This is a genomic window from Pseudomonas arcuscaelestis, from assembly GCF_016881005.1.
Classification (GTDB): Bacteria; Pseudomonadota; Gammaproteobacteria; order Pseudomonadales; family Pseudomonadaceae; genus Aquipseudomonas; species Aquipseudomonas arcuscaelestis.
In genome coordinates, this window is record NZ_JACOPV010000010.1 from 45,540 (window position 1) to 67,078 (window position 21,539).

Sequence of the window (21,539 nt, forward strand, 5' to 3'; positions counted from 1 at the left end):
TCGCCCAGGGCCTTTGCTGGCTGATGTCCGCTTTGTGTCGCGGCCGCAGCTTTATTGCATGTTTGAAATATATGACCAACACCGCAGAATGGTTTTAGATAGGCACTTTTTACGCCCCACTGGACCTTACCGTGAGCAGACTGCTGATCGTCGATGACGATGTGGAAATTTGTGCCCTGCTGAAGAAGTTTTTTGTCATGCATGGCTACGAAGTCGACCTGGCCGCAAATGGCACGGCGATGTGGTCGGCGATCGAAAAGCAGCGTCCGGATACCATCATTCTCGATCTGATGCTGCCTGGCGAAAGCGGCCTGAACCTGTGCCAGAAGTTGCGTACCAGCACCGGCATTCCCATCATCATGCTCACCGCCATGGATGAGTTGAGCGATCGTATTGTCGGCCTGGAACTGGGCGCCGATGACTATGTGGGCAAGCCGTTCGACGCCCGCGAGCTATTGGCCCGATTGCGCGCGGTGCAACGTCGAGCCGGCGAACAGTTGCGCGCCCAGAGCGAAGAAACCCGCCCGCTGATCCGCTTCGACGACTGGCAATTGGATGTCACCCGCCGGGAACTGCGCACCCCGCAAGGGGTAATGGTGCCGCTGTCGGCCGGAGAGTTCGATTTGCTTCTGGTCTTTCTTGAACACCCGCAGCGCATTCTCACCCGCGAGCAGTTGATCGACCTGGCCCGCGGCCAAGGCCATGAAGCCTACGACCGCAGCATCGACGTGCAGGTCAGCCGTTTGCGCCGCAAGATTGAACCCGACAGCAAACGCCCGGCATTGATTCGCACGGTACGTAATGGCGGCTATCTGTTCGATGCCAAGGTCAGCCGCTCATGATCCGCCTGGGCCTGCACCACGATGGCATCAGCCGCCGCATCGCCTTGACCATCATTGCCGCGATGTTGATCTCGGTGGCGCTGAACATTCTGTTCGTGCAACTGGCCGGGGTTTGGGCGCGACCGCCATTGAGCCAGACCGGGCTGATCGAACAGATTGCCGTGACCAGTCGTGTGCTCGACGCCGCACCCGCCGAGCAACGCGAACAGCTGGCCAGCACCGCCAGCAATCCGCTGCTGCAGGTGCAGTGGAGCCGACAGCGTGAGGCCCTGGCGCTGCCGGGTAACGGTGAGCTGATCGACCTGGCAACCGTGCCGGAACTGCAAAAATTACTGGCCAACCCTCCCCGCCGGGTTGAAGGTTTTCAACCCGGCGACTGGCCCGATAACGATCCCGACGCCCACTACAAGCTGGTGATGCAATTGGCCGACGGCAGTTGGCTGGCATTTACCCCACCCCACCGTAGCTGGGGCCTCAGTTCAGGCATGCGCTTTACCATCATCGGTATCCTCGCGCTGATCGCAGCGTTAATGGTGGCCTGGGTTGCCACCCGTCAGCTGGCCGGTCCCCTGCAGCGTTTCGCCCGCGCCGCGCAGCGTTTTGGCAGTGACCTGCGGGCACCACCGATCCGCCTCGAAGGCCCGCATGAATTGCGCCAGGCAATCACTGCCTTCAACACCATGCAGGCACAGATCCAGCACTTCATTGCCGAGCGCACGCAAATGCTCGCCGCCATTTCCCATGACCTGCGCGCCCCGCTGACACGCATGCGCCTGCGTGGCGAGTTCATCGAAGACGCCGAGCAGCAACGCAAGCTGTTCCGGGATGTGGATGAAATGCAAAGCATGATCAATGCAGCGTTGGGCTTTTTTCGCGACGAAACCCACCTGGAAACCACCACGCCTTTCGACTTGGCCGAACTGCTGCAAACGCTGGTAGACGACTACCGCGACCAACAGATTGGCATCGACTTCCAGGGCCCGACCAACTTGGTTTATGTTGGCCGGCCGCTGGGCTTGAAACGTGCGGTGACAAACCTCCTGGAAAACGCGATCAAGTATGCGCAGCCACCTTCCATCCGCTTGAGCAGCAGCGCACATAGCCTGTTCATCGATATCAATGACCATGGTCCGGGAATTCCCCAGGAAGCGCTGGAATTGGTGTTCGTACCGTTCTTTCGTCTTGAAAGCTCCCGCAACCGCAACACAGGCGGCGTCGGGCTGGGACTGCCCTCGGCACGCACGGCGGTCCGCGAACAAGGTGGCGAACTGACCCTGAGCAATCAAACGGGTGGCGGCCTGATGGCACGTATCGAATTGCCGCGAATCAACGACTAACCGCCATCGGTATCGATGTCGGCATCACGATTGGGCTTGTCTTCGGGCTCCGACTTGAAGTTGGGGCTGTAATCGTTATCACGCGCCTCGGGATCATGCTTGGGTTTGTGCGGCGCTTTTGCCGGGCCTGTCGGATCGACTTGCGGGTCTGCAAGATCCGGCGAATCAGGATCAAAGCCCAGGTCAGGCGGGTTGGTCGCATGCTCGGAGGAGTGAGGGCCGGTGCGGGTGTTGTTACTCATGTAATGCCTCCTTCGTGGCCGCTCCGTTGTTGGAAGGCCTATTGCTGTGAGGGCAGCATTTGCTGAGGGTTCCGGTTTACTGATCGGTGGAGGCGTTAACCCTGGCTTAATTGCGTGGCCTTATCTTCAAGGCTCTTCCCTTCAGAACGACGTTTGGCTCACCTTGTGTGAGCCTTTTTTTTGCGCGCAAACTAAAAACCGAAATGATGGTCTGAGCCTGTACCCTCTTTACCGCTGTGCGGATCAAGGAACCACAGTGCTGAAATTTTTCACCCGATTTGCCGTCATTACTACCGTACTGGCCAGCTCTGGCTGCTACTACCATGATTACGACCGCGACGATCATCGCCGGGACCGCGACCACCGCTATTCTCGCGACTGGGATGGCGACCGCGATGACCGCGACCATCGCAAGTACAACAAGCGCTATCGCGACGACGACCGTTATCGATACTACGACAACGACCGCCGCCGCGACCGGGATGACGACGACGATGACGATTAACGCAGTCAGATTTCCCAGATCACGTTGACTGCTGCATAACGCCCTGGCTGGGTCAAACGGCCAAGACTGGTAGAGTCTTGGTCGCGACCCTGAACGTCACCCCAGTTCCAGTATTGCTTGTCGGTTACGTTGAACAGGCCGCCGTTGATCGACACCTGTTCAGTCACTTGCCACCAGGCATTGAGGTCGAGTACGCCGTAACCTGGGGTTTCGAACTGGCGATCTATCAGCAGTTCAGCATCGCCAGTGTGGTCCACGCGGTCCTTGGACTTGACCAGGGTCCAGGTCAACTGGCCACCGTAGATACCGCTCGGGGCATCGTAGCCCAGGCCAATAACAGCCTTGAGCGGATCGACACTGTTGAGCGCCTGACCGCTTTCCTCATCCTTGCCGCGAGCATAGGCAATCGAACCCAGGGCACGCGTACCCGCGGGCATGAATGCATCGAGCTTGATATCCCCTTTGGCTTCGGCACCGCGAATGGTGACCTTGCCCAGGTTGCGTGGCTGGAAGGTCAACAGACCGGTGCCATTGGGATCCGGTACGGTGTCGGTGGCGATAAAGTCTTTGTACTTGTTGTAGAACAGCGCCACACCGAAGCTGCCCAGGTCATAGCGCCCGCGCAGGCCAAATTCATAGCTGTCGCTGGTTTCCGGCTTGAGGTCCGGGTTGCCGATTTGCTGATAACCGAACTGCGGGTTGCTGAACTCACCGTACATGTTCACCGGGCTTGGCGCACGAAAGCCGGCGGCGTACTGACCATAGACGCTTTCATGCTCGGTCAGCTGATAGGTAACCGCGAACTTTGGCGAGATATGGTCATCGGTAATACGCGATGGATCGGTTTCGGCCGGCAGCCCGTTGAGGAACTCATCGGTGACGTGCGGGGTCTGGCGGTAGTAGTCGTAACGCAGGCCTGGCAGCAAGGTCCAGCGACCTATCTCGATGCTGTCCTGCACGAACAGACCCAGGGATTCACTGGTCGGATCCGGGAAGTCGCTGACCGGGAAGTTCTCGGTGGCCGGTACCGTAGCGCCGGTGTCGAGGCGCACTTCGCTGCCTTTGCGCAGGTTGCTGGCCTCGATACGTTTGAGCTCGGCCCCGTAAATCATGTGGTGACGGGTATCACCCATCGCGAACTGTTTGTCTGCCTGGGTGTTCAGGCTCCACAGGCGCTCATGGTAGTGCGAGTCACGCGAACGTACCCGATCAACCCCGGTAGCGGTCCGGCGTTGCTGCAGGGTTTTCTGCTGGTTGAAGCTTTCCTGGTAGTTGAGCTGCCATTTCAACTGGTCTGCCAGCAGGCTGTTCAGGCTCAGGGTGTGCTCAAGGCTGTAGCGGTCACGATCGATGCTGTCCTTCGATTGCGAACCGAGGATAGCCGGGCTGGTAAAGGTTGCCCGTGAGGTGATGTCGCTGAGCAGGTTGCTGTTGGCGTCGTCCTGATAACGCTCGTAGGTGAACTGCAGGCGATCGCCGTCAGCATAGTCCCAGCCCAGTTTTGCCAGCAGGTTTTCGGTGGTGTAATCAAGCGGGTTGGCTTCTTCTCGCGAGCTGCCAACACCGCCGTTGCCGCCCCAGGTGTCGGTGGACTGGCCGTCGCGGCGACCCAAGTGCAGCAAGCCGTCTACCGTGCCGGTACGCCCGGCGAAGGTGGCGCTGCGCTGCCAGCTGTCATCACTGCCGTCGTAGCCGGTCTTGAATCGGGCGTAGGAGTCATCACCCGCTTCCAGGTAGTCAGCAGCATCCTTGGTCAGGAAGCTGACCGCACCACCAATGGCATCGCTGCCGTACAGGGAAGACGCCGGACCACGAATGATTTCTACCTGTTTGATGGTGTCGAGATCGACGTAGTTACTGCGCACGTCCTGGAACGGGCTGAAGAAGTTGCTTTGCGGTACCCGAACACCATCGACCTGGGTGAGCACGCGGTTGCCATCGATACCGCGGATATTGGCCCCCGACAGACCGAAGCGACTACCGGTACCACTCACCGAAACGCCCGGCTCGTAGCGCACCAGATCCTTGAGGTTCTTGTCGTTGTGCTGATCGATTTCACGCTCGTCGTGCACCGACACCGTACTGGGCACCTGCAGCAATGTTTGCTCGGTGCGCGTGGCGGTCACGCTGACTGTATCGAATTGAGTAACCGGCTCGGCAGCCAGGGCCAGCGATGGCGATAGCAGCAGCAAGGCAAGCCAGGAACGCTGGGGAAATGGCGGACGGATCGACATCTGACTGGACTCCTGAACATCAGCCACGATCACGCGCTGGCGGCCTCAAGGCGCCCTGCACGAGCCGCTGCAGCTGACTGGCATATGTTTTGTTATGAGCCCGGCGATGACCACATTCTGTGCATGGCTACTCACCGAGTGGTTGTTTTGGCAGCGGCGGCGAAGATAACCAGCTTGACTTGTAAATGCAAATTATTACCATGTGCATTCAATCTTATAAGAACGATCGTGCATGAAGCGCCTTGCGAGCTACCTGATGTTGTCCATAGCGCTGCACGCGGGCGTAGGTTGGCTGCTGCATGCGTTTCGGGTTAAACCCCAGGCACTGGCCTGGCAAGTACCCATCACGATTCAACTGGTGAGCCTCGCTCAGGCGGCCCCGCCCCTGGCAACAGAGCCTGTACGCCCGGCATCGCAGCCAGTCGCAACCTCTGCGCTAGCGGAGCCCGCAGTGAAACCTGCGGCAAAAGCCACTCCGCCCAAGGCGGTGACGCCCCATTCACAGCCTGCAATTGTCAAATCGGTGCCACCAGCACGCTCCAAACCCCTTGGCGAGCCACGCCCGGCCCGTTCAGAGAGCGCACCTGCGCCGCCGCCATCGCGTCCAACTGCCATAGGCAAGAGTGCCCCTGCACCTGCCAGCACGGTGGCGAGCCCAGCGCCGCTGGCTCCGGTTGTCAGCCTGCGTCCCAGTTTTGTCAGCCCGCCACCGCCACCGCGCTACCCGTCGCAAGCCCGACGCCGCAACCAGCAAGGGATTGTGCGCGTCGAGGTGAGCCTCGATGAGCGCGGCAACCAGCTCAAGCTCACCCTGGTGCGTTCATCAGGCATTGAAAGCCTTGATCAGGCTGCACTTGAAGCCGTAACCAAATGGCGCTTCCGCCCAGAAGTTGTTGATGGCCGGACCGTGCCCAGCCGCGTCGAAATACCAATAGAATTCGCCCTGACGGCGAATCGATGACCCTGAGGAGTTAACCATGACCGCCCCTACTCTCGCCTTGGCTGCCGGCCCTGAGCTGTACCAGCAATGGCAACAGTTGCGCACTGAGCAAACGGGCCTGCGGGCCCGCGATGCCGCTAACAAGCTTGGCGTCAGCGAGGCTGAACTGACCGCCAGCCGCCTGGGCGTCGATACCGTGCGCCTGCGTCCGGAATGGAAAACCTTGCTGCCGGCTCTGGGCGAACTGGGTTACATCATGGCGCTGACCCGCAACGAACACTGCGTGCACGAGCGCAAGGGTGTTTATCAGGAAGTGAGCATCATGGGCAGCGGCCAGATGGGCATGGTGCTGTCGCCGGATATCGACCTGCGCCTGTTCCTCAGCGGCTGGGCCAGCGTGTTCGCCGTCGACGAAACCACCGCCCGTGGACCGCAACGCAGCATCCAGGTCTTCGACCGCCAGGGCACCGCCGTGCATAAGGTGTTTCTCACCGATACCAGTGAAGTGTCCGCCTGGGCACCGCTGGTGGAGCGATATCGCGCCGACGAGCAAAGCTCGGAGCTGGACCTCCAACCCCTGCCAGCCGCCAAGGCCGCACGCACGGATGCCGAGGTAGACGCCGAAACCCTGCGCAGCGAGTGGTCGCAACTTCAGGACACGCATGATTTCTTCGGCTTGCTCAAGCGCAATGACGTGGTACGTACCCAAGCTTTGCGCCTGGCCGGAGCTCAATGGGCCGAACCTCTGGCTACCGTCGAGCTGACCAATCTCATCGAAGAAGCGGGCAGACGCGAAGTGCCGATCATGGTCTTCGTCGGCAATAAGCACTGCATCCAGATTCACTCAGGCCCCGTCACTAACCTGCGCTGGATGGACACCTGGTTCAACGTTCTCGACCCTGCCTTCAACCTGCACCTGAAAACCACGGGGGTGACCGAACTGTGGCGTGTACGCAAGCCAAGCGTGGACGGCATCGTCACCAGCTATGAAGGCTTCGACGCCGATGGCGAGCTGGTTATCCAACTGTTTGGTGTACGTAAACCAGGTGTGCCTGAGCGTGACGACTGGCGTACTCTGGCAGAACTTGCGACCCCGATGACCGCCTGAGGAATGACTTTGATGCGTAAGAAAATCCTCCTGGCCTGCGCTGGCGTGCTCTTTAGCCAGCTTGCCAGTGCCAGTGAAGCCTTGCCCCAGCGCTGGGTCAGCGCCGGTGGGGCGTTTAGTGAATGGGTGGTTGCCCTGGGCGGCGAAAGCAAGCTGGTGGGGGTCGACAGCACCAGCCAATACCCGCGCTCGCTGCAGACACTGCCCGGCGTCGGCTATCAACGCCAGCTTGCGGCCGAAGGTATCCTGGCCCTGCGCCCGGACATTCTCGTGGGCAGTAACGAAATGGGGCCACCGCCGGTTCTGGAACAGCTCAAAGCGGCAGGTGTGCGCATTGAGCTGTTGTCCGCCAAAGCCGACCTGCCCGCCTTGCAACACAATTTGACGACGCTGGGTCAACTGCTCGGAGAGCAGCCTCAGGCGCAAAATTTGTTCAGTGACTACCAGCAACGCCTGCAGCAACAGGCTGCGATAGTCAAACACGCACAACAGCAAAACCCTGCCCCACGCGTGCTGATGCTGCTCAGCCATTCCGGCGGCAACCTGCAAGTGGCCGGCAAGGACACACTGGCAGCCTGGATGATCGAGCAGGCGGGAGGTAAAAGCCTGGGCGAACACATTGGCTACAAGCCGGTGTCCAGCGAAGCCATGCTGGCGCTCGACCCGCAGGTTATTATTCTGGCCGGCAGCCGCCTGCAAGGTGATGCCGCACGTGCCGCGTTGCTTGAGCAGAACCCGACACTGGCAACCACCCAGGCCGGTCGTGACGGTCGGGTACTGGTGCTTGACCCGACCTTGTTGGTCGGCGGCCTGGGCCCGCGCGTGCCGGATGCGCTGAAGACGTTGACCGCAGCTTTCTACCCCAATGACAAGGCGCTAAGTGCCGAGGCTAGCCTATGACGGCCATTGTCCGGCCGCGTCCGATGTTGTTTGCCCTGGGTTTGTCGTTGCTGGTAGTGATCTGGCTGTCGCTGGCCCTCGGGCCGGTCAGCCTGCCCCTGGGCGAAACACTCAAGGCCGGGCTGCGTCTGCTTGGCCTTACGCTGGAAGGCGATACCACGCAACAGGCGGATTTGATCCTCGGGCAGATCCGCATGCCGCGCACGTTGCTCGGCATTGCCGTAGGTGCGGTGCTGGCATTGTCCGGGGTGGCCATGCAGGGGTTGTTTCGCAACCCCTTGGCCGACCCCGGACTGGTTGGGGTGTCGGGCGGTGCGGCGCTGGGAGCGGCCATTGCGATTGTCGGTGGCAGCATGGTCGGCGGACTGCCGGCGGCCATCGAGCCTTACATCCTCTCGGTGTGCGCCTTCGTCGGCGGCCTGATCGTTACCTTCGTGGTGTATCGCTTCGGTCGCAGCAACGGCCAGACCAACGTTGCCACCATGTTGCTGGCAGGTGTGGCAATGACGGCCATGGCCGGCGCCGGTGTCGGGCTGTTCACCTACCTTGCCGATGACGCCACCCTGCGCACCCTGACCTTCTGGAACCTGGGCAGTCTCAACGGTGCCAGCTATCAGCGCTTGTGGCCGTTGCTGATTGTCGCGGTGGGTGTGGCCCTCTGGCTGCCGCGCCGAGCGGCAGCACTCAATGCGCTGCTGCTGGGCGAATCTGAAGCCCGTCACCTGGGCTTCGATGTCGAGCGGATCAAACTGGAACTGGTGCTATGTACTGCCCTGGGTGTTGGCGCGGCTGTGGCCGCGGCGGGCTTGATCGGTTTTATCGGCCTGGTGGTTCCGCACCTGATGCGCCTGCTGGTGGGTCCGGATCATCGGGTGCTGCTGCCGGCCTCGCTATTGGCAGGCGCCGGCCTGTTGCTATTGGCCGACCTGATCGCCCGCCTGCTGCTGGCACCCGCTGAACTGCCGATTGGCATTGTTACCGCGCTGATTGGCGCGCCGTTCTTCCTCTTCCTACTCGTACGAGGGCGTACCTGATGCTTGAAGCAGACAACCTGCTGGTACGCCGCGGGCATCGCACGGTGTTGGCCAACATTGCGGTGCAATTGCATCCCGGTGAAGTGCTGGGGGTCCTTGGACCCAACGGCGCCGGCAAGAGCACCTTGCTCTCAGCCCTGTGCGGCGAATTGCCGATCAGCGAAGGCCACGTCAGCCTGGATCAACGCAAGCTTGCCGACTGGCCGGGCCAGGACCGAGCCAAACGCCTGGCCGTGCTACCGCAGAGTTCGAGCCTGAACTTCGCCTTTACCGTCAACGAGGTGGTCGGTATGGGCCGTTTGCCACATGCCAGCGGCCGGGTGCGTGATGGCGAAATCGTCTCAGAAGCACTGCGTGCCGCCGACGCCCTGCACCTGGCCGAGCGCAGCTACCTTGCGCTCTCCGGTGGCGAGCGTCAGCGCGTTCATCTGGCGCGCGTACTGGCTCAGCTGTGGCCGGGTGGCGAAGGACAGACGCTGCTGCTTGACGAACCAACCTCGATGCTCGACCCGTTGCACCAGCACACCATTTTGCAAGCGGTACGCGATTTCGCCGAGCGTGGCGCCGCGGTGATGGTGATTCTTCACGATCTCAATCTGGCTGCCCGCTACTGCGATCAATTGCTGTTGCTGCAGGACGGCCAGCCCCACGCCTACGGCCCTCCGGCAGAGGTACTGACGGCAGATGCACTGGCGGCGGTCTATGGGTTGCAAGTCCTGATTCATCAGCACCCTGAACGCGGCCACCCTTTGATCATCGCGCGTTAAACCCTCATTACCTCGCAAGGAATCCCGATGCGCCTGCTATTGCTTTGCCTTGTCAGCCTGTTGGCGGCCTGCCAGTCCCAATACACAGCGCCACCTCCGGCACCTATTGCGCCACAGGGGCGTGATCACGCCGAACTGGGGGTTATCCGCGAGCTGGCCACGGGTCGCAGCCTGACCCCGCAACAACTGGTTGAGCGCCTGGCCGCGGCGCCACGGGTGCTGGTTGGAGAGCAACACGACAACCCTGATCACCATGCCCTGCAATTGTGGTTGCTGCGCGAACTGGCCAAGCAACGTCCACAAGGCAGCCTGTTGCTGGAAATGCTCAACCCCAACCAGCAGGACAAGGTCAATGCCGCGCAGGCCTCGACCCGTGCCGGTCAACCGCCGAGCGATGCGTTCCAGGCACTTGCCTGGCAGGCCAACTGGGACTGGAGCGTCTACGGCGCACTCGTCACCTACGCCCTGCGCCAACCCTACCCGCTGCTCTCGGCCAACCTGGACCGCGCCCAGATCATGCAGATCTACAAACAACGCCCAGTGCTGGCAGGCAGTGCTTCAACACGCGCGAATGTGCAAGCGACGTTGCTCGATGATATTCGTGAGTCGCATTGCGGCTTGCTGCCCGAAACACAGATGCCGGCGATGCTTGCTGTGCAACAACAGCGCGACCGGCGCATGGCCGAGAGCCTGCTGGCCGCACCCACCCCTGCGCTACTGCTGGCCGGTGCCTTCCACGTGCGCAAGGATCTTGGCGTACCTCTGCACCTGAGCGACCTGGGTGCCGGCGAAGGAAACCAGGTGGTGATCCTGGCCGAGGTCGGCAAGACGGTAACAGCCCAAAGCGCCGACTATGTGTGGTACACCGCAGCGCAGCCGGCGCAGGATCACTGCGCCAAGTTGCGGCGCTGATGGATAGGCCAATACCCCTGGGCAAGGGGTATTGGCCTGTGGGGTTGAACGATCAGCCCAGCAAGGTCCGTGGCCAGCCAAGAATCTGTTTTGGTCGCGGTGGTGCATAGGTGCGAACCTTGGAGGTACTCAATTTCAAACGCACCAGCGACTCGGCCAGAGCCACCGCAGCCGTAACGCCATCGACTACCGGCACCCCCGTGCGCGCCTGAATGCGCTCATCAAGGCCGACCATGCCGCCGCAACCCAGGCAGATCACTTCAGCCTTGTCGAACTGCACCGCCTCCTGCGCCTGCCCCACCACGGCCTCGATAGCCCCCTCGGGATCTTCCTCCAACTCCAGCACCGCAAGCCCACTGGCCCGAACCGAGGCGCAGCGACTGTCCAGCCCGGCCAGTTTCAAACGGTCTTCAATCAGCGGCACGGTGCGATCCAGGGTGGTGACCACCGAGTAGCGGTGCCCCAGCAGCATGGCCACGCTGGCGGCGGCCTCGGTAATGTCCACCACCGGTACATTGAGCAGCTCTTGCAGGCCTTCACGGCCATGCTCCCCGTAGCCGGCCTGGATCACCGCATCATAAGGCTGGTCATAGCTGAGCACCCGCTCCATGACGGCAATGGCTGCCAGGTAACTCTCGAAATTCCCTTCTACCGACTCGGCGCCAAAGCGTGGGGTCAGGCCGACAATCTCGGTGCCTGGCGAGGCCACGCTGCGTGCCTGGCGGGCAATGGCCTCAGTGATCGACACCGTGGTATTGACGTTGACTACCAGTATTCTCATAAGTCGTTTCCTTGTTCTACACGCTTAATGCTGGGCGCTGTCGACGGCAAAGTGCTCACCGGAACAGTCCATGTAATGTTGTTTGCGATCGGAAATCAGGTAGTACACGCCACCGGCAATTGCCGCACCGAACAGCCAGGAGAACGGCGTCAGATCGCTGAATGCCGGAACCAGGGCCAGCAACACCGCGGCAATCGCCGAGGGCACCAGGGACGCGATAGCCTTGTAGTTGATTCCGCGGGTGTAGTGGTAGGTGCCGGTTACCGCTTCACTGTAGAGATCCGGGACATGCACCTGGGCTTTGCGAATCAGCCAGTAGTCGACCATGATGATCCCGTACAGCGGGCCCAGCAGCGCACCCAGACCGGAAAGGAAGTACACGATCACCAGCGGGCTGTTGTAGAGGTTCCAGGGCAGGATCAGCACCGCCAAGGTGGCACTGATCAGACCGGCGCTGCGAAAGTTCAAACGGCTGGGTGCCAGGCTTGAAAGCACAAAGGCTGGGGCGACAAAGTTGGCCATGATGTTCACCGCCACGGTGACGATGAGAAACGCCAGGCAACCGAGCACCAGGAAAGTCTTGTCGGGAATGGCCGCAATGATCTGCGTGGGGCTGTCGATGACGGTGCCATCGATACTGAACTGCGCCCCGGACAACACGAAGCTGATGACCGCAAACACCAGAATGTTCACCGGCAGGCCCCAGAAGTTGCCCACGCGAATGGTTTTGCGGCATGGCGAGGAGCGTGCAAAGTCGCAGAAGTTGAGAATCAGCGTGCCATAGATGGCCAACCACAAGGCGCCGCCGGCAAAGATCTGCGTCCACATTTTCGCACCAGTCAGCGGCTCGCCCACCGACCAGGCCAAATTGCCATCCACGCGCAGGTACATCCACACTGCCAGCACCAGGACGGTCGAGAGAATTACCGGGCCGGCAAAGGACTCGTATTTGCGCACCATCTCCATGCCGAAGGTGAGGATCACCAACTGCACAAACCAGATCGCGACAAAACTGGCCCAGCCCAGGGTTGAAAGGCCAAGGATGGCGTTGTGATCGAAGCTTGCCAATTGCGGCCAGACCGCCACCAGCAACACCCTCAGAACCACTGAAGCCAGGTATGTCTGAATGCCGAACCAGGCGATGGCAATCACCGCACGGATGATCGCCGGCAATTGTGCGCCGTAAATCCCGAAGCTCATGCGGCTGATGACCGGAAACGGCACGCCGGTCTTCTGCCCCATATAGCCGGACAGGTTCATGAAGAAGTACACCAGCGCCGCACCTACCGCCAAGGCAGCGAGAATCTGCCAACCGGACAGACCGAGCGCGAACAGGCCCATGGCAAAGGAGTAGTTGGCGATGTTGTGCACATCGTTGGTCCACAAGGCGAAAATGCTGTAGCCACCCCAGCGTCGGCCGGCAGCCTTGGTTGGCGCAAGATCGGCGTTGTGCAGTTTCGGGCTCAGACTGCTGTGCCCCGAGACCTGCGCGGTTACAGCAGGGTCAGGTGACAGGTACGCGGTATCCAGAGGTTTGGAAGTATCCAATTGCATGTTCCCCGGGCTCCTGCTGCAGCGCCTATGGTGCTGCAGCAAATTATTGTTGGACTTGAGAGTTGGGACCGCTGTCAGCGCCTGGTCTGCGCTGCATACAAAGATTGCATACAATATTTGTATTACGATTTTCGAGGAACAATTTGTGTGCCAAATGAGTAGCATTCGGTGCTGAAGGTACGCTGCGTTTTTGGTCTAACCTGCTGTTTTATAACTGAGTTAATTTTTGATCGAACACCTCTACAAGATGATTTAGTTGACCGTTTGGTCAGCGTAGATCGTGGTGTTAATGGGGCTTTGGGTAACGGTAGCCGGTAACGTGTATCCAATTAGATGATACTTATGTGCACATTATCGCGTAGCCCGTCCGCTCCTACTGGGGTTGCATGGAGGGCTGGGTCGCGGATGAATTTTTATATCCAAACTTTTGGTCATCGCTCATTTGCGGCATGCTGGGGCCATTAAGGAATTTCGGAGCTGGTAATGACGGAAAAACTCCCCGCATCGACCGTAGAGCGTGTCTACCTGGGGGTCCACGAGGCAATCAGAAAGCGCACGCTGCGCCCTGGTATGAAACTGGGTGAGTCCTCGCTTGCCGAACTGTTCAAGGTCAGTCGCACGTCGGTACGCGCGGCGCTCAAGCAACTGGAAGGCGATGGGCTGGTGTCTACCGAGCTGAACAAGGGCGCCTGGGTGTCGCTGCCCAGCGACGAAGACATCCGCTCGGTGTTCGAAACCCGCCGGCTGATAGAGATCGGCATCGTCACCGAGCTTTGCCGACGTGCCGACAAGACCCTGCTGCAGCCATTACGCGTGCATGTGGCCGCAGAAGAAGCCGCTGCCGATGCTGGCGACCACGCTCGCTATGTCAACCTGCTGGGTGAGTTTCACTTGCGACTTGCCGAGGTGCTGGACAACCCGGTGCTGCTCGACTGGTTCCGCAAGCTGATCGAGCGCGGCTCACTGTATGCCTCCACCCTCGACGACGAGCGTCATGAAGCGTGTCGCGGCAATGAACACCTACGCCTGATCGAGTACCTGGAAGCTGGCGATCAGTCGGCGGCGATTGAACTGGTGTGCACCCACCTGAGTGGTATCGAGGAGGCCATTCTCAAGGCTACCCATAATCTCAAGGCCGACTACCACCCGCTTAAACATTTGATCGGTGGCTGAACAACGCATTCACGAATCCACTGCTATCGATCCCGATATTTAATTGGCCGATACCTCTGGCTTTTTATAGGGTACGCAGCCTCCTTCAAGAGGTCGTGAAATGATTGATCGTGTGTTCGTCAATGCCGTCGCCGCCGATGGCAGCCCCTTGTCCCTGGCTGTTGCCGATGGCCGTATCGCCCGCCTTGGCACCGACGTGGCTGGCATCGCAGGCGTTGAGTGCATCGACCTGGGTGGGCAACTGCTGCTGCCGGGCTTTGTTGACGGCCATATTCATCTGGACAAAAGCTTCGTCGGCGATCGCTGGCATCCGCACCAGGCAGTCGGCAGCCTGCGCGAGCGCCTGGCGGTGGAAAAGCGCGAATTGGCCCTCGCGCCCTCGATCGTGGCGCGAGCAGATGCGTTGATTGCCCAGGCCGTGTCGTTTGGCACCGTGGCGATGCGTAGTCATGTCGATGTCGATGCCACGACCGGTTTGACCAATCTGCATGCAGTGATGCAGGCGCGAGAAAAATGGCGAGGCATTGTCGACATCGAACTGGTGGCCTTTCCACAGGCTGGGGTGATGTCTTGCTCAGGCACCGCCGATGTGCTCGAAGCAGCCATCCGTGACGGTGCCGATGTGATCGGCGGAATCGACCCCACTACCCTGGATGGCGATGCCGAAGGTCAACTGGATGTGGTCTTTGGAATCGCCGAACGCCATGGCGTGAAGATTGATATTCACTTGCACGAGCCCGGCCTGCAAGGCGTCGAACAACTGCAGCGAATTGCCGCGCGCACCTGCGCTGGCGGCTTGCAGGGACGCGTCACTGTCAGCCATGCCTATGCCCTGGGCCAAGTGCCTGATGATGTCCTTGCGCGGATTGCCGCGACCCTGGCCCAGGCTCAGGTATCGATCCTGACCAATGCCCCCGGCGACCACGCCTTTCCACCGATCCTGCGCCTGCGCGCTGCCGGGGTGAACGTGTTTGCCGGTAACGACAACATTCGCGACGCTTGGTGGCCCTACGGCAATGCCGACATGCTCCAGCGCGCCATGCTGATCGGCTACCGCTCGGGCTTTTACAGCGACGAGGACTTGAACGTTGCCTTGGCCATGGCTACCACGGCAGGCGCCGCGGTGATGGAAAAAAGCGGCTATGGATTGGAGGTGGGCAATGAAGCGACCTTCCTCGTGCTCAAGGCCCCCAATGCCGCCGCCGCAGTCGCCGCCGTCCCTGGCGAGCGGCGCATGGTCCGGCGTGGCGAGCTGCAACCCTGAAGCTGCCAGCCCGCACAGTTTCAAGGCTCAGGTCCCGGACTTGAGCCGGCTGAAGGCACGCGTCAACTCTCGGTTGAACGCTTTGCTGTTGTCATTCTTGCTGTACAGCCGCGCCCGCACCGCCGTTGGTGGATAAGTACCGGCATCATTGCGAATTGCCGGGTCCACCAGCGCATCGGCTGCGGTAATGGCATTGGCGTACTGGATGCTGTTGGTGATCGGGGCGATCACTTCCGGGCGCATCAAGTAGTCCATCAACGCCAGCGCCGCCTCTGGATGCGGCGCATCCTTGGGTATTACCAGCGCATCCAGCCAGATCAACGTACCTTCACGCGGAATGCTGAAAGCAATATCGATGGCTTTGCCCGCCTGCTGCGCCTGATTGCGTGCGATGGCCACGTTGCCATTCCAGGACATCGCAAGACACGTCTCGCCATTGGCCAGGTCGTTGATGTTGCGGTCGTTGTCAAAGTAGCGAATGTACGGCCGCACCTTCTGCAACAACGCTTCAGCCTGGTGCAGGTCTTCGGTGCGCTGCTGGTTGATGTCCAGGCCAAGGTAACGCATGGCGGCAGCGAACACTTCGTTGGGATCGTTGAGCAGGCTCACGCCGCAGCTGGCAAACTTCGAAACTACCTCGGGGTCGAACAGCATCGCCCAGCTATCGACCGGCGCTGTGGGCAACCGGGCAGCAATCGCCTGCTGCTGATAACCGACACCCGTGGTACCCCAGGCATAGGTGCCGGCATAGCGATTGTCTGGATCGAATACCGCCATGTGCTGGCGGAATTCAGTGCCTATTCCGGCCAAATGCGGTAGCCGTACCTTGTCCAAAGGTTGCAGCGCGCCACTGCTGATTGCCCGTGACAGGTGCTGGCCGGCTGTAAGTACCAGATCGTAGCCACTGCGACCCGTCAACAACTTGGTCTCCGCGGTTTCCAGCGAGTCGAAATGATCGGCGACAACGCGGATACCGGTGAGCTTCTCAAAGTTGGCCAAGGTGTCTGGGGCCAGGTATTCACCCCAGATATACAGGTTTACCGTCGGCTGCTCAGCGTTGGCGGCCAGCGCCTGCGTCGTAGCGCACGCCAGCGCCAGGGCCAAGCCACAGGCGCGCAGGTTCATGAGATTTTTCCTCCCGCATATTGCGGCATGGTGATGCAGGCGACATTGCCCCCACCCAGCAAAATCTCGCGGGAATTGTCGATTCCGATAATGCGATGACCGGGGAACAGTTCTGCCAGGGTAGCCTGGGCAACGGTGTCGTTGCGATCACCAAACAGCGGCAGGACGATCACTGAGTTGCCCGCATAGTAGTTGATGTACGAGGCGCAGATTTTCGTCCCGGCCTGGCGCAGATGAGTGCCATCGACCTGATCAAGGCCGGCGGCTTCTTCGGCGGTCCACTCCAGCACAGCGGGCTGTGGCAGCTTGTGCACCGTGAGCTCGCGGCCGCGGCTGTCGCGTGTGCTGCGCAGGATGTCATAGGCTTCCTGGTAGATTTCCCATTGTGGGTCATCACGGTTGTCAGTCCATTGCAGCACCACTTCACCAGGGCGTACGAAACAGGCGAGATCATCGACGTGGCCATCGGTCTCGTCGAACTTGCAGCCCCGCGGCAACCAGATCACCTGCTCAGCACCCAGATATTCCTGCAGGCGCCGAGTCACTTCGTCCTTCCCCAAATGCGCGTTGCGGTTGCGATTGAGCAGGCATTGCTCGGTGGTCAGGATGCTGCCCTGGCCATCACTTTGAATACCACCAAGCTCGGCAATCAGCGGCGCACGGTAGCGGTCGAGGTTCTCGATTTCGAGGATCTTCTGCGCAATCTGGTCGTCCTTGTCCCAGGGGTAGTACAGGCCGCCATCGAGGCCACCATAGGCATTGAACTCAAAGTCGACACCGCGCACTTCGCCGCTGGCATCGTTCACCACAAAGCAGGCACCACTGTCCCTAAACCAGGTGTCGTTGCAGGTCATCTCCACCACCCGCACATGGGCGGGCAGCAGGCGGCGTGCGTTGGCGTACTGCGCGGCCGACGCACAAACCGTAACCGGCTCACTCGAGGCAATAGCGGTAACGATCTCGACCCAAACCTTCTGAGCAGGCTTAGCGCCGTTACGCCAGACATCCGGACGTTCCGGCCAGCCCAGCCAGCAACCGGCCTTTTTCTCGAATTCGCCGGGCAGGCGGAAACCATCAGCCTTGGGAGTGGTGGTAAGCGAACGAGCCATGGACAACCTCTGCGTTGGGTGGGGATAGCTGCACGCTACGCCGCCCGGTCCGAGGCTTCCAACGATGAAAACTCAGCGATTGATGAATTGAATTCAGGGTTCACTGATCTGAGTGGTGAACCATTCTATGAAGTCGGCCACCGCACCGCGCTCCAGACGCAAGCGCTCGCACACCAGGGCATATTGACCCATCGCCGCCACACTGGCGCCGAACGGACGTACCAGGCGACCACTGACCAGGTCGGCCTGGCACGTGAGGTTGTCGCCCATGGCCACGCCCTGCCCCAGCGCCGCCGCCTCCAGGGCCAGCGCTGCGTGAGGAAAATACAGTTGGCGGCCAGGTTGCGCGTCTTCGGCATGGGTGGCGAGCCAGGCGGTCCAGGTCTTGCCGTCCTGGTCGTCATGCAACAGGCACTGGCGCACCAGGTCACGCGGACGCTTGAGCCCACCGAGGTTGAATAACCCCGGGCTGCACACCGGAAAGAACTGCAACAGCGGCAAAGGCCGAACAAAGTGGGTGCTGGCATCCATCGGGCTGGTGCCATAGGTGATAGCGATGTCGATGTCGGCCGCCGGCGCGCCAGCATCAATGGGTTGTTCGTGCAGGTGCAGGGTGATGTGCGGATAGCGGCTGCTGAAGTCCGCCAAACGCGCCACCAGCCACTTCTGCGCCAACTCCGCAGTCACGGCCAAGCGCAGCACCGCTTGCGAAGCCGGGTCGCGCAGCTCATCGCAGGCCTTGCCGATCAACTCGAAGGCTTGCTGCAGATGTTGCAATAGCCGTCCCGCTTCACTGGTCAAGCGAACCTGACGGCCTTCGCGCACGAACAACGCGCAGCCCAGTTGCTCTTCCAACTGGCGGATCTGATGGCTCACCGCACTGTCGGTCACGCACAATTCAGCGGCGGCCCGGCCAAAATGGCCGTGGCGGGCAGCGCACTCGAATGTACGCAGGGCGGTCAGCGAAGGCAGTCGACGCATCGGCAACTCGTTGATTGAGGATCGGCAGGCAGCATAGCCCAAGCCGATGCTTGACGGCAGCGGCCTGCTGGCAAAGTACCACCTGCTCCGCTAGCATGCCGCTGAAAACCGGCATTGGCCGGTGGGCCGCAAGGCTGAATACGGAGAAACCAACCGGTGCTGCTGAGCATCCCGACCCTGTTGATGGTGGCCGTGTTTATTTTCGGCTTGATGGGTGTGCTGACCTTGCACGCCTGGTCCCGGGGCACGCGTGAGCAAACACTCGGCTACCTGGGAGGCATGCTGATATGCGCCGCGCTCGGCGCAACGCTGGTCAGCCTGCGCGGCCAGGCGCCCGAATTTGCTTCGCTGGTGCTGGGCAACAACATCCTGCTACTGGGCGCCGCGCTGAACTGGACCGCGATGCGGGTATTTGGCGGTAGACCGCCGCACTTGCCGGGTATTTTTGCCGGCGCCCTACTCTGGTCCTGTTGGGGGCTGATGCCGGACTTCTACCGCGACCTTGGTCTGCGCGTGGGTCTGTACTCGTCGATCACGGCGATCTATGGCGCACTGTCGGCATTCGAGCTGTGGCGCAATCGCAAGCGTCTGGAAGTGGCCTACCTGCCTGCGTTGCTGCTGACCCTGGCACACACAGGCTTCTACGCCTTACGCAGCTTCGCCGACCATGGGATTTCCATTGAGCACGCGCTCGCCAGTACAGGCCGTGGCACGCTCTTTTTCGCCATTCTGCTGTTCGAGTCGATGCTCTACGCCATTGCGATCGCTTATGTAACCTTGGCCATGGTGCGCGAGCGTGCCGAGCTGAAGTTCAAGGCGGCCGCCTACACCGACGCGTTGACCGGTATCGGCAATCGCCGCGCATTCATGTCGCGTGGTGAGCAGTTGCTGGCGGGGTGCGCGCGACGAGGCGAGTCGGTAGCCCTGTTACTGTGCGACCTGGATCACTTCAAACGACTCAACGATGCCTATGGTCATCAGTCCGGCGACCGCGCATTGATCGACTTCAGCCAGGTAGCCAATCAAAATATTCGCCAGGAAGACGTGTTCGCTCGCATCGGCGGAGAGGAATTCGCCTGCCTGCTCGGCAATGCCGACGAGGATCAAGCACTGCAAGTGGCCCAACGCATCTGCAGCAGCTTCCATGCCGTGCCGCTGCCGGCCCCTGGTCTGCTGAGTGTGAGCATCGGCATTGTTACCAGCAAGGCCGGCGAGCATGAGCTTTCACGCCTGCTCTCAATGGCCGACAATGCGCTGTATGCGGCCAAGGATGCAGGCCGTAATCGCGTGCGCGTGTACCGACGCCCTGTCAGTGCTCACGAGCCAGCCAGTCCAGCAACCATAACCCCGCCGGCCCCGGCGGAGTGAGGCGCGACCACGCCGCATCCACAGCGATCGGCCGTGGCCATCCGCCCAACATCAGCTCTACCAACTGGCCATGGCCGTACTGCTGCACCAACCCATGTGGCAGCTCGGCCCAGCCAAACCCCTGTTCGGTCATTTCCAGCAGCAACAGGTAATCCGGCGCCGACCAGACCCGGCCTTGGGGTTTGTTTTCGCTGTCGGTGTAGGTGTTGAGGTACAACTGGCGATGGCTAGCCAAGTGCGCCTGGGTCGGTTGCTGCACGGTCGCCAAGGGGTGTCCGCTGGCAACGAAAATGCCCATTTGTGCTTGTTTGGGCAACCTGCGGGTGCCGATGTCGGGCGGGTAGCTCCCTTGCGCCGCAAGCAAGCCCAAATGAGCCCGGCCACTCTGCAGCAGGCTCAGCACATCGCCTGCCTCGGCAATCATGCATTCAAGCTCGATATCCTGGTAACGCTGCTCGAAGTGATGCATCACCTGATTATCCGGCGTGAGCTGGTACATATCCGACAGAACAATGGTCAGTCGCGGCTCGACGTTGTCGGCCAAGCGAATACTCAGCTCATCGAGCCGTTCACTGGCGGCGAGAATTTCCTGGACATGCCCCAACACCTTGCGACCGGCCTCGGTCAGCACCGGATGACGTGCCTGGCGGTCGAACAGGCTGACGCCCAGGTCGGCCTCCAGATTGGCAATTGCCGCGCTGACGGTCGACTGGCTTTTGCGCAACTTGCGCGCCGCTGCCGAGAAGGAACCCAGCGCCACGGCTTCGACAAAGGCTTGCAATGCTTCGGGAGAGTAGCGCATAGGTGTATCGCTTTTATCGATGGAACCTATTTTTAACATAGGCAAAAAAGCGATGACAATCCTCCCATCGAATCCAATTGTTCAGGTGCTGTCATGCTTGCTTCCAATAAATCCATCGTCGAGCGTATCGTCCACGCCGTGGGCTTCGAGGTCATTGCTGTGCTGATCTGCGCCCCTGTCGGTGCCTGGCTGCTCAATCGTTCGATGCTTGAAGTCGGTACGTTGGCGGTTGTGCTGTCCACCGTCGCAATGCTCTGGAACATGCTCTACAACAGCGTGTTTGACCGCCTCTGGCCTGTCGAGCGGGTTACCCGCAGCATCAAGGTGCGAGCCCTGCACGCCAGCGGCTTCGAAATCGGCTTTGTCGTGATTGGGGTTCCCATCGCCGCGCTGATGCTCAACCTGTCGCTGGTTCAGGCCTTTATGCTGGAGATTGGCTTCTTCGCGTTCATGCTGCCCTACACCATGGCCTACAACTGGGTTTATGACCTGTTGCGCCAGCGCTGGATCAAAGCCAGGAGCGGCCGCCTGCAATTGCAATAGGCCCTGCATTCACCCGCG

Annotated in this window: 21 protein-coding genes; 13 read left to right on the forward strand and 8 right to left on the reverse strand. The window is 60.6% G+C overall.

Annotated elements, in window-relative coordinates; all coding sequences use genetic code 11:
- The first annotated feature begins 131 nt into the window (after nucleotides 1-131).
- Together H8F21_RS16480 and H8F21_RS16485 are read left to right on the forward strand one after the other, a co-directional pair.
- Nucleotides 132-842, forward strand: a complete 711-nt coding sequence (locus H8F21_RS16480; RefSeq protein ID WP_178084190.1) for a response regulator — start codon at nucleotides 132-134, stop codon at nucleotides 840-842.
- Nucleotides 839-2,179, forward strand: coding sequence for an ATP-binding protein (locus H8F21_RS16485; RefSeq protein WP_203481174.1), 1,341 nt, complete (start codon nucleotides 839-841; stop codon nucleotides 2,177-2,179). The genes H8F21_RS16480 and H8F21_RS16485 overlap by 4 nt, the downstream gene beginning before the upstream one ends.
- Here H8F21_RS16485 and H8F21_RS16490 read toward each other — a convergent pair.
- Complete coding sequence (locus tag H8F21_RS16490) at nucleotides 2,176-2,421, reverse strand: DUF6021 family protein (RefSeq protein ID WP_203481359.1); 246 nt, start codon at nucleotides 2,419-2,421, stop codon at nucleotides 2,176-2,178. The genes H8F21_RS16485 and H8F21_RS16490 overlap by 4 nt on opposite strands.
- Before the next feature lie 256 nt (nucleotides 2,422-2,677).
- Between H8F21_RS16490 and H8F21_RS16495 the strand changes: the two genes are divergently transcribed.
- A complete protein-coding gene (locus H8F21_RS16495; RefSeq protein ID WP_203481172.1) occupies nucleotides 2,678-2,926 on the forward strand; it encodes a hypothetical protein in 249 nt (82 codons plus the stop codon).
- Nucleotides 2,927-2,931: 5 nt separating this feature from the next.
- On the opposite strand, the gene H8F21_RS16500 is transcribed toward H8F21_RS16495, so the two are convergent.
- Entirely contained in the window at nucleotides 2,932-5,160 is a 2,229-nt protein-coding gene (locus H8F21_RS16500) for a TonB-dependent hemoglobin/transferrin/lactoferrin family receptor (RefSeq protein ID WP_203481171.1), read from the reverse strand.
- A gap of 232 nt (nucleotides 5,161-5,392) precedes the next feature.
- Between H8F21_RS16500 and H8F21_RS16505 the strand changes: the two genes are divergently transcribed.
- The 6 genes from H8F21_RS16505 to H8F21_RS16530 are packed head-to-tail and all read left to right on the forward strand — an operon-like array spanning nucleotide 5,393 to nucleotide 10,821.
- Complete coding sequence (locus H8F21_RS16505; RefSeq protein WP_203481170.1) at nucleotides 5,393-6,121, forward strand: energy transducer TonB; 729 nt, start codon at nucleotides 5,393-5,395, stop codon at nucleotides 6,119-6,121.
- Between the two features lie 16 nt (nucleotides 6,122-6,137).
- Nucleotides 6,138-7,208, forward strand: coding sequence for a hemin-degrading factor (locus H8F21_RS16510; RefSeq protein ID WP_203481169.1), 1,071 nt, complete (start codon nucleotides 6,138-6,140; stop codon nucleotides 7,206-7,208).
- A gap of 12 nt (nucleotides 7,209-7,220) precedes the next feature.
- Nucleotides 7,221-8,108 carry a heme/hemin ABC transporter substrate-binding protein gene (locus H8F21_RS16515; protein WP_203481168.1) on the forward strand — a complete coding sequence of 296 codons (888 nt, stop codon included), beginning with the start codon at nucleotides 7,221-7,223 and terminating at the stop codon, nucleotides 8,106-8,108.
- A gap of 50 nt (nucleotides 8,109-8,158) precedes the next feature.
- Nucleotides 8,159-9,142, forward strand: a complete 984-nt coding sequence (locus H8F21_RS16520; protein ID WP_168198520.1) for a FecCD family ABC transporter permease — start codon at nucleotides 8,159-8,161, stop codon at nucleotides 9,140-9,142.
- Entirely contained in the window at nucleotides 9,142-9,909 is a 768-nt protein-coding gene (locus tag H8F21_RS16525) for a heme ABC transporter ATP-binding protein (protein ID WP_203481167.1), read from the forward strand. Before H8F21_RS16520 ends, H8F21_RS16525 begins: the two co-directional genes overlap by 1 nt.
- Nucleotides 9,910-9,936: 27 nt before the next feature.
- Nucleotides 9,937-10,821 (forward strand): ChaN family lipoprotein, encoded by an 885-nt coding sequence (locus tag H8F21_RS16530; protein WP_203481166.1) that lies wholly within the window; start codon nucleotides 9,937-9,939, stop codon nucleotides 10,819-10,821.
- 52 nt (nucleotides 10,822-10,873) lie between these two features.
- Here the strand turns inward: H8F21_RS16530 and H8F21_RS16535 are convergent, their stop codons facing one another.
- Nucleotides 10,874-11,602: an aspartate/glutamate racemase family protein gene (locus H8F21_RS16535; protein WP_203481158.1), complete on the reverse strand. Its 729-nt coding sequence runs from the start codon at nucleotides 11,600-11,602 to the stop codon at nucleotides 10,874-10,876.
- A gap of 24 nt (nucleotides 11,603-11,626) precedes the next feature.
- Nucleotides 11,627-13,156 (reverse strand): NCS1 family nucleobase:cation symporter-1, encoded by a 1,530-nt coding sequence (locus tag H8F21_RS16540; RefSeq protein WP_203585045.1) that lies wholly within the window; start codon nucleotides 13,154-13,156, stop codon nucleotides 11,627-11,629.
- Between the two features lie 483 nt (nucleotides 13,157-13,639).
- Between H8F21_RS16540 and H8F21_RS16545 the strand changes: the two genes are divergently transcribed.
- Entirely contained in the window at nucleotides 13,640-14,329 is a 690-nt protein-coding gene (locus H8F21_RS16545) for a GntR family transcriptional regulator (RefSeq protein WP_203481154.1), read from the forward strand.
- Nucleotides 14,330-14,429: 100 nt separating this feature from the next.
- A complete protein-coding gene (locus H8F21_RS16550; RefSeq protein ID WP_203481152.1) occupies nucleotides 14,430-15,593 on the forward strand; it encodes an amidohydrolase family protein in 1,164 nt (387 codons plus the stop codon).
- A 27-nt stretch (nucleotides 15,594-15,620) separates the two neighbouring features.
- Here the strand turns inward: H8F21_RS16550 and H8F21_RS16555 are convergent, their stop codons facing one another.
- From H8F21_RS16555 to H8F21_RS16565, 3 genes are all read right to left on the reverse strand, one after another.
- Nucleotides 15,621-16,718 (reverse strand): extracellular solute-binding protein, encoded by a 1,098-nt coding sequence (locus H8F21_RS16555; RefSeq protein WP_203481150.1) that lies wholly within the window; start codon nucleotides 16,716-16,718, stop codon nucleotides 15,621-15,623.
- Entirely contained in the window at nucleotides 16,715-17,827 is a 1,113-nt protein-coding gene (aguA, locus tag H8F21_RS16560) for an agmatine deiminase (protein ID WP_203585046.1), read from the reverse strand. The genes H8F21_RS16555 and aguA overlap by 4 nt, the downstream gene beginning before the upstream one ends.
- Nucleotides 17,828-17,920: 93 nt before the next feature.
- A complete protein-coding gene (locus H8F21_RS16565) occupies nucleotides 17,921-18,808 on the reverse strand; it encodes a LysR substrate-binding domain-containing protein (RefSeq protein ID WP_203481146.1) in 888 nt (295 codons plus the stop codon).
- 156 nt (nucleotides 18,809-18,964) lie between these two features.
- On the opposite strand from H8F21_RS16565, the gene H8F21_RS16570 reads away from it, so the two are divergent.
- Nucleotides 18,965-20,176, forward strand: coding sequence for a GGDEF domain-containing protein (locus H8F21_RS16570; protein ID WP_203481144.1), 1,212 nt, complete (start codon nucleotides 18,965-18,967; stop codon nucleotides 20,174-20,176).
- Here H8F21_RS16570 and H8F21_RS16575 read toward each other — a convergent pair.
- Nucleotides 20,118-20,978, reverse strand: coding sequence for a LysR family transcriptional regulator (locus H8F21_RS16575; RefSeq protein ID WP_203481142.1), 861 nt, complete (start codon nucleotides 20,976-20,978; stop codon nucleotides 20,118-20,120). The two genes, H8F21_RS16570 and H8F21_RS16575, sit on opposite strands and share 59 nt — an antisense overlap.
- A 93-nt stretch (nucleotides 20,979-21,071) precedes the next feature.
- Between H8F21_RS16575 and H8F21_RS16580 the strand changes: the two genes are divergently transcribed.
- Nucleotides 21,072-21,521 carry a multidrug/biocide efflux PACE transporter gene (locus tag H8F21_RS16580; protein ID WP_203481141.1) on the forward strand — a complete coding sequence of 150 codons (450 nt, stop codon included), beginning with the start codon at nucleotides 21,072-21,074 and terminating at the stop codon, nucleotides 21,519-21,521.
- Nucleotides 21,522-21,539: the final 18 nt, after the last annotated feature.

Coding starts and splice junctions, on each gene's coding strand:
- H8F21_RS16510 (WP_203481169.1), top strand. CDS start 6,138: ATGACCGCCCCTACTCTCGCCTTGGCTGCCGGCCCTGAGCTGTACCAG.
- H8F21_RS16490 (WP_203481359.1), bottom strand. CDS start 2,421: ATGAGTAACAACACCCGCACCGGCCCTCACTCCTCCGAGCATGCGACC.
- H8F21_RS16515 (WP_203481168.1), top strand. CDS start 7,221: ATGCGTAAGAAAATCCTCCTGGCCTGCGCTGGCGTGCTCTTTAGCCAG.
- H8F21_RS16555 (WP_203481150.1), bottom strand. CDS start 16,718: ATGAACCTGCGCGCCTGTGGCTTGGCCCTGGCGCTGGCGTGCGCTACG.
- H8F21_RS16565 (WP_203481146.1), bottom strand. CDS start 18,808: ATGCGTCGACTGCCTTCGCTGACCGCCCTGCGTACATTCGAGTGCGCT.
- H8F21_RS16485 (WP_203481174.1), top strand. CDS start 839: ATGATCCGCCTGGGCCTGCACCACGATGGCATCAGCCGCCGCATCGCC.
- H8F21_RS16530 (WP_203481166.1), top strand. CDS start 9,937: ATGCGCCTGCTATTGCTTTGCCTTGTCAGCCTGTTGGCGGCCTGCCAG.
- H8F21_RS16540 (WP_203585045.1), bottom strand. CDS start 13,156: ATGCAATTGGATACTTCCAAACCTCTGGATACCGCGTACCTGTCACCT.
- H8F21_RS16505 (WP_203481170.1), top strand. CDS start 5,393: ATGAAGCGCCTTGCGAGCTACCTGATGTTGTCCATAGCGCTGCACGCG.
- H8F21_RS16550 (WP_203481152.1), top strand. CDS start 14,430: ATGATTGATCGTGTGTTCGTCAATGCCGTCGCCGCCGATGGCAGCCCC.
- H8F21_RS16535 (WP_203481158.1), bottom strand. CDS start 11,602: ATGAGAATACTGGTAGTCAACGTCAATACCACGGTGTCGATCACTGAG.
- aguA (WP_203585046.1), bottom strand. CDS start 17,827: ATGGCTCGTTCGCTTACCACCACTCCCAAGGCTGATGGTTTCCGCCTG.
- H8F21_RS16580 (WP_203481141.1), top strand. CDS start 21,072: ATGCTTGCTTCCAATAAATCCATCGTCGAGCGTATCGTCCACGCCGTG.
- H8F21_RS16545 (WP_203481154.1), top strand. CDS start 13,640: ATGACGGAAAAACTCCCCGCATCGACCGTAGAGCGTGTCTACCTGGGG.
- H8F21_RS16525 (WP_203481167.1), top strand. CDS start 9,142: ATGCTTGAAGCAGACAACCTGCTGGTACGCCGCGGGCATCGCACGGTG.
- H8F21_RS16575 (WP_203481142.1), bottom strand. CDS start 20,978: ATGCGCTACTCTCCCGAAGCATTGCAAGCCTTTGTCGAAGCCGTGGCG.
- H8F21_RS16500 (WP_203481171.1), bottom strand. CDS start 5,160: ATGTCGATCCGTCCGCCATTTCCCCAGCGTTCCTGGCTTGCCTTGCTG.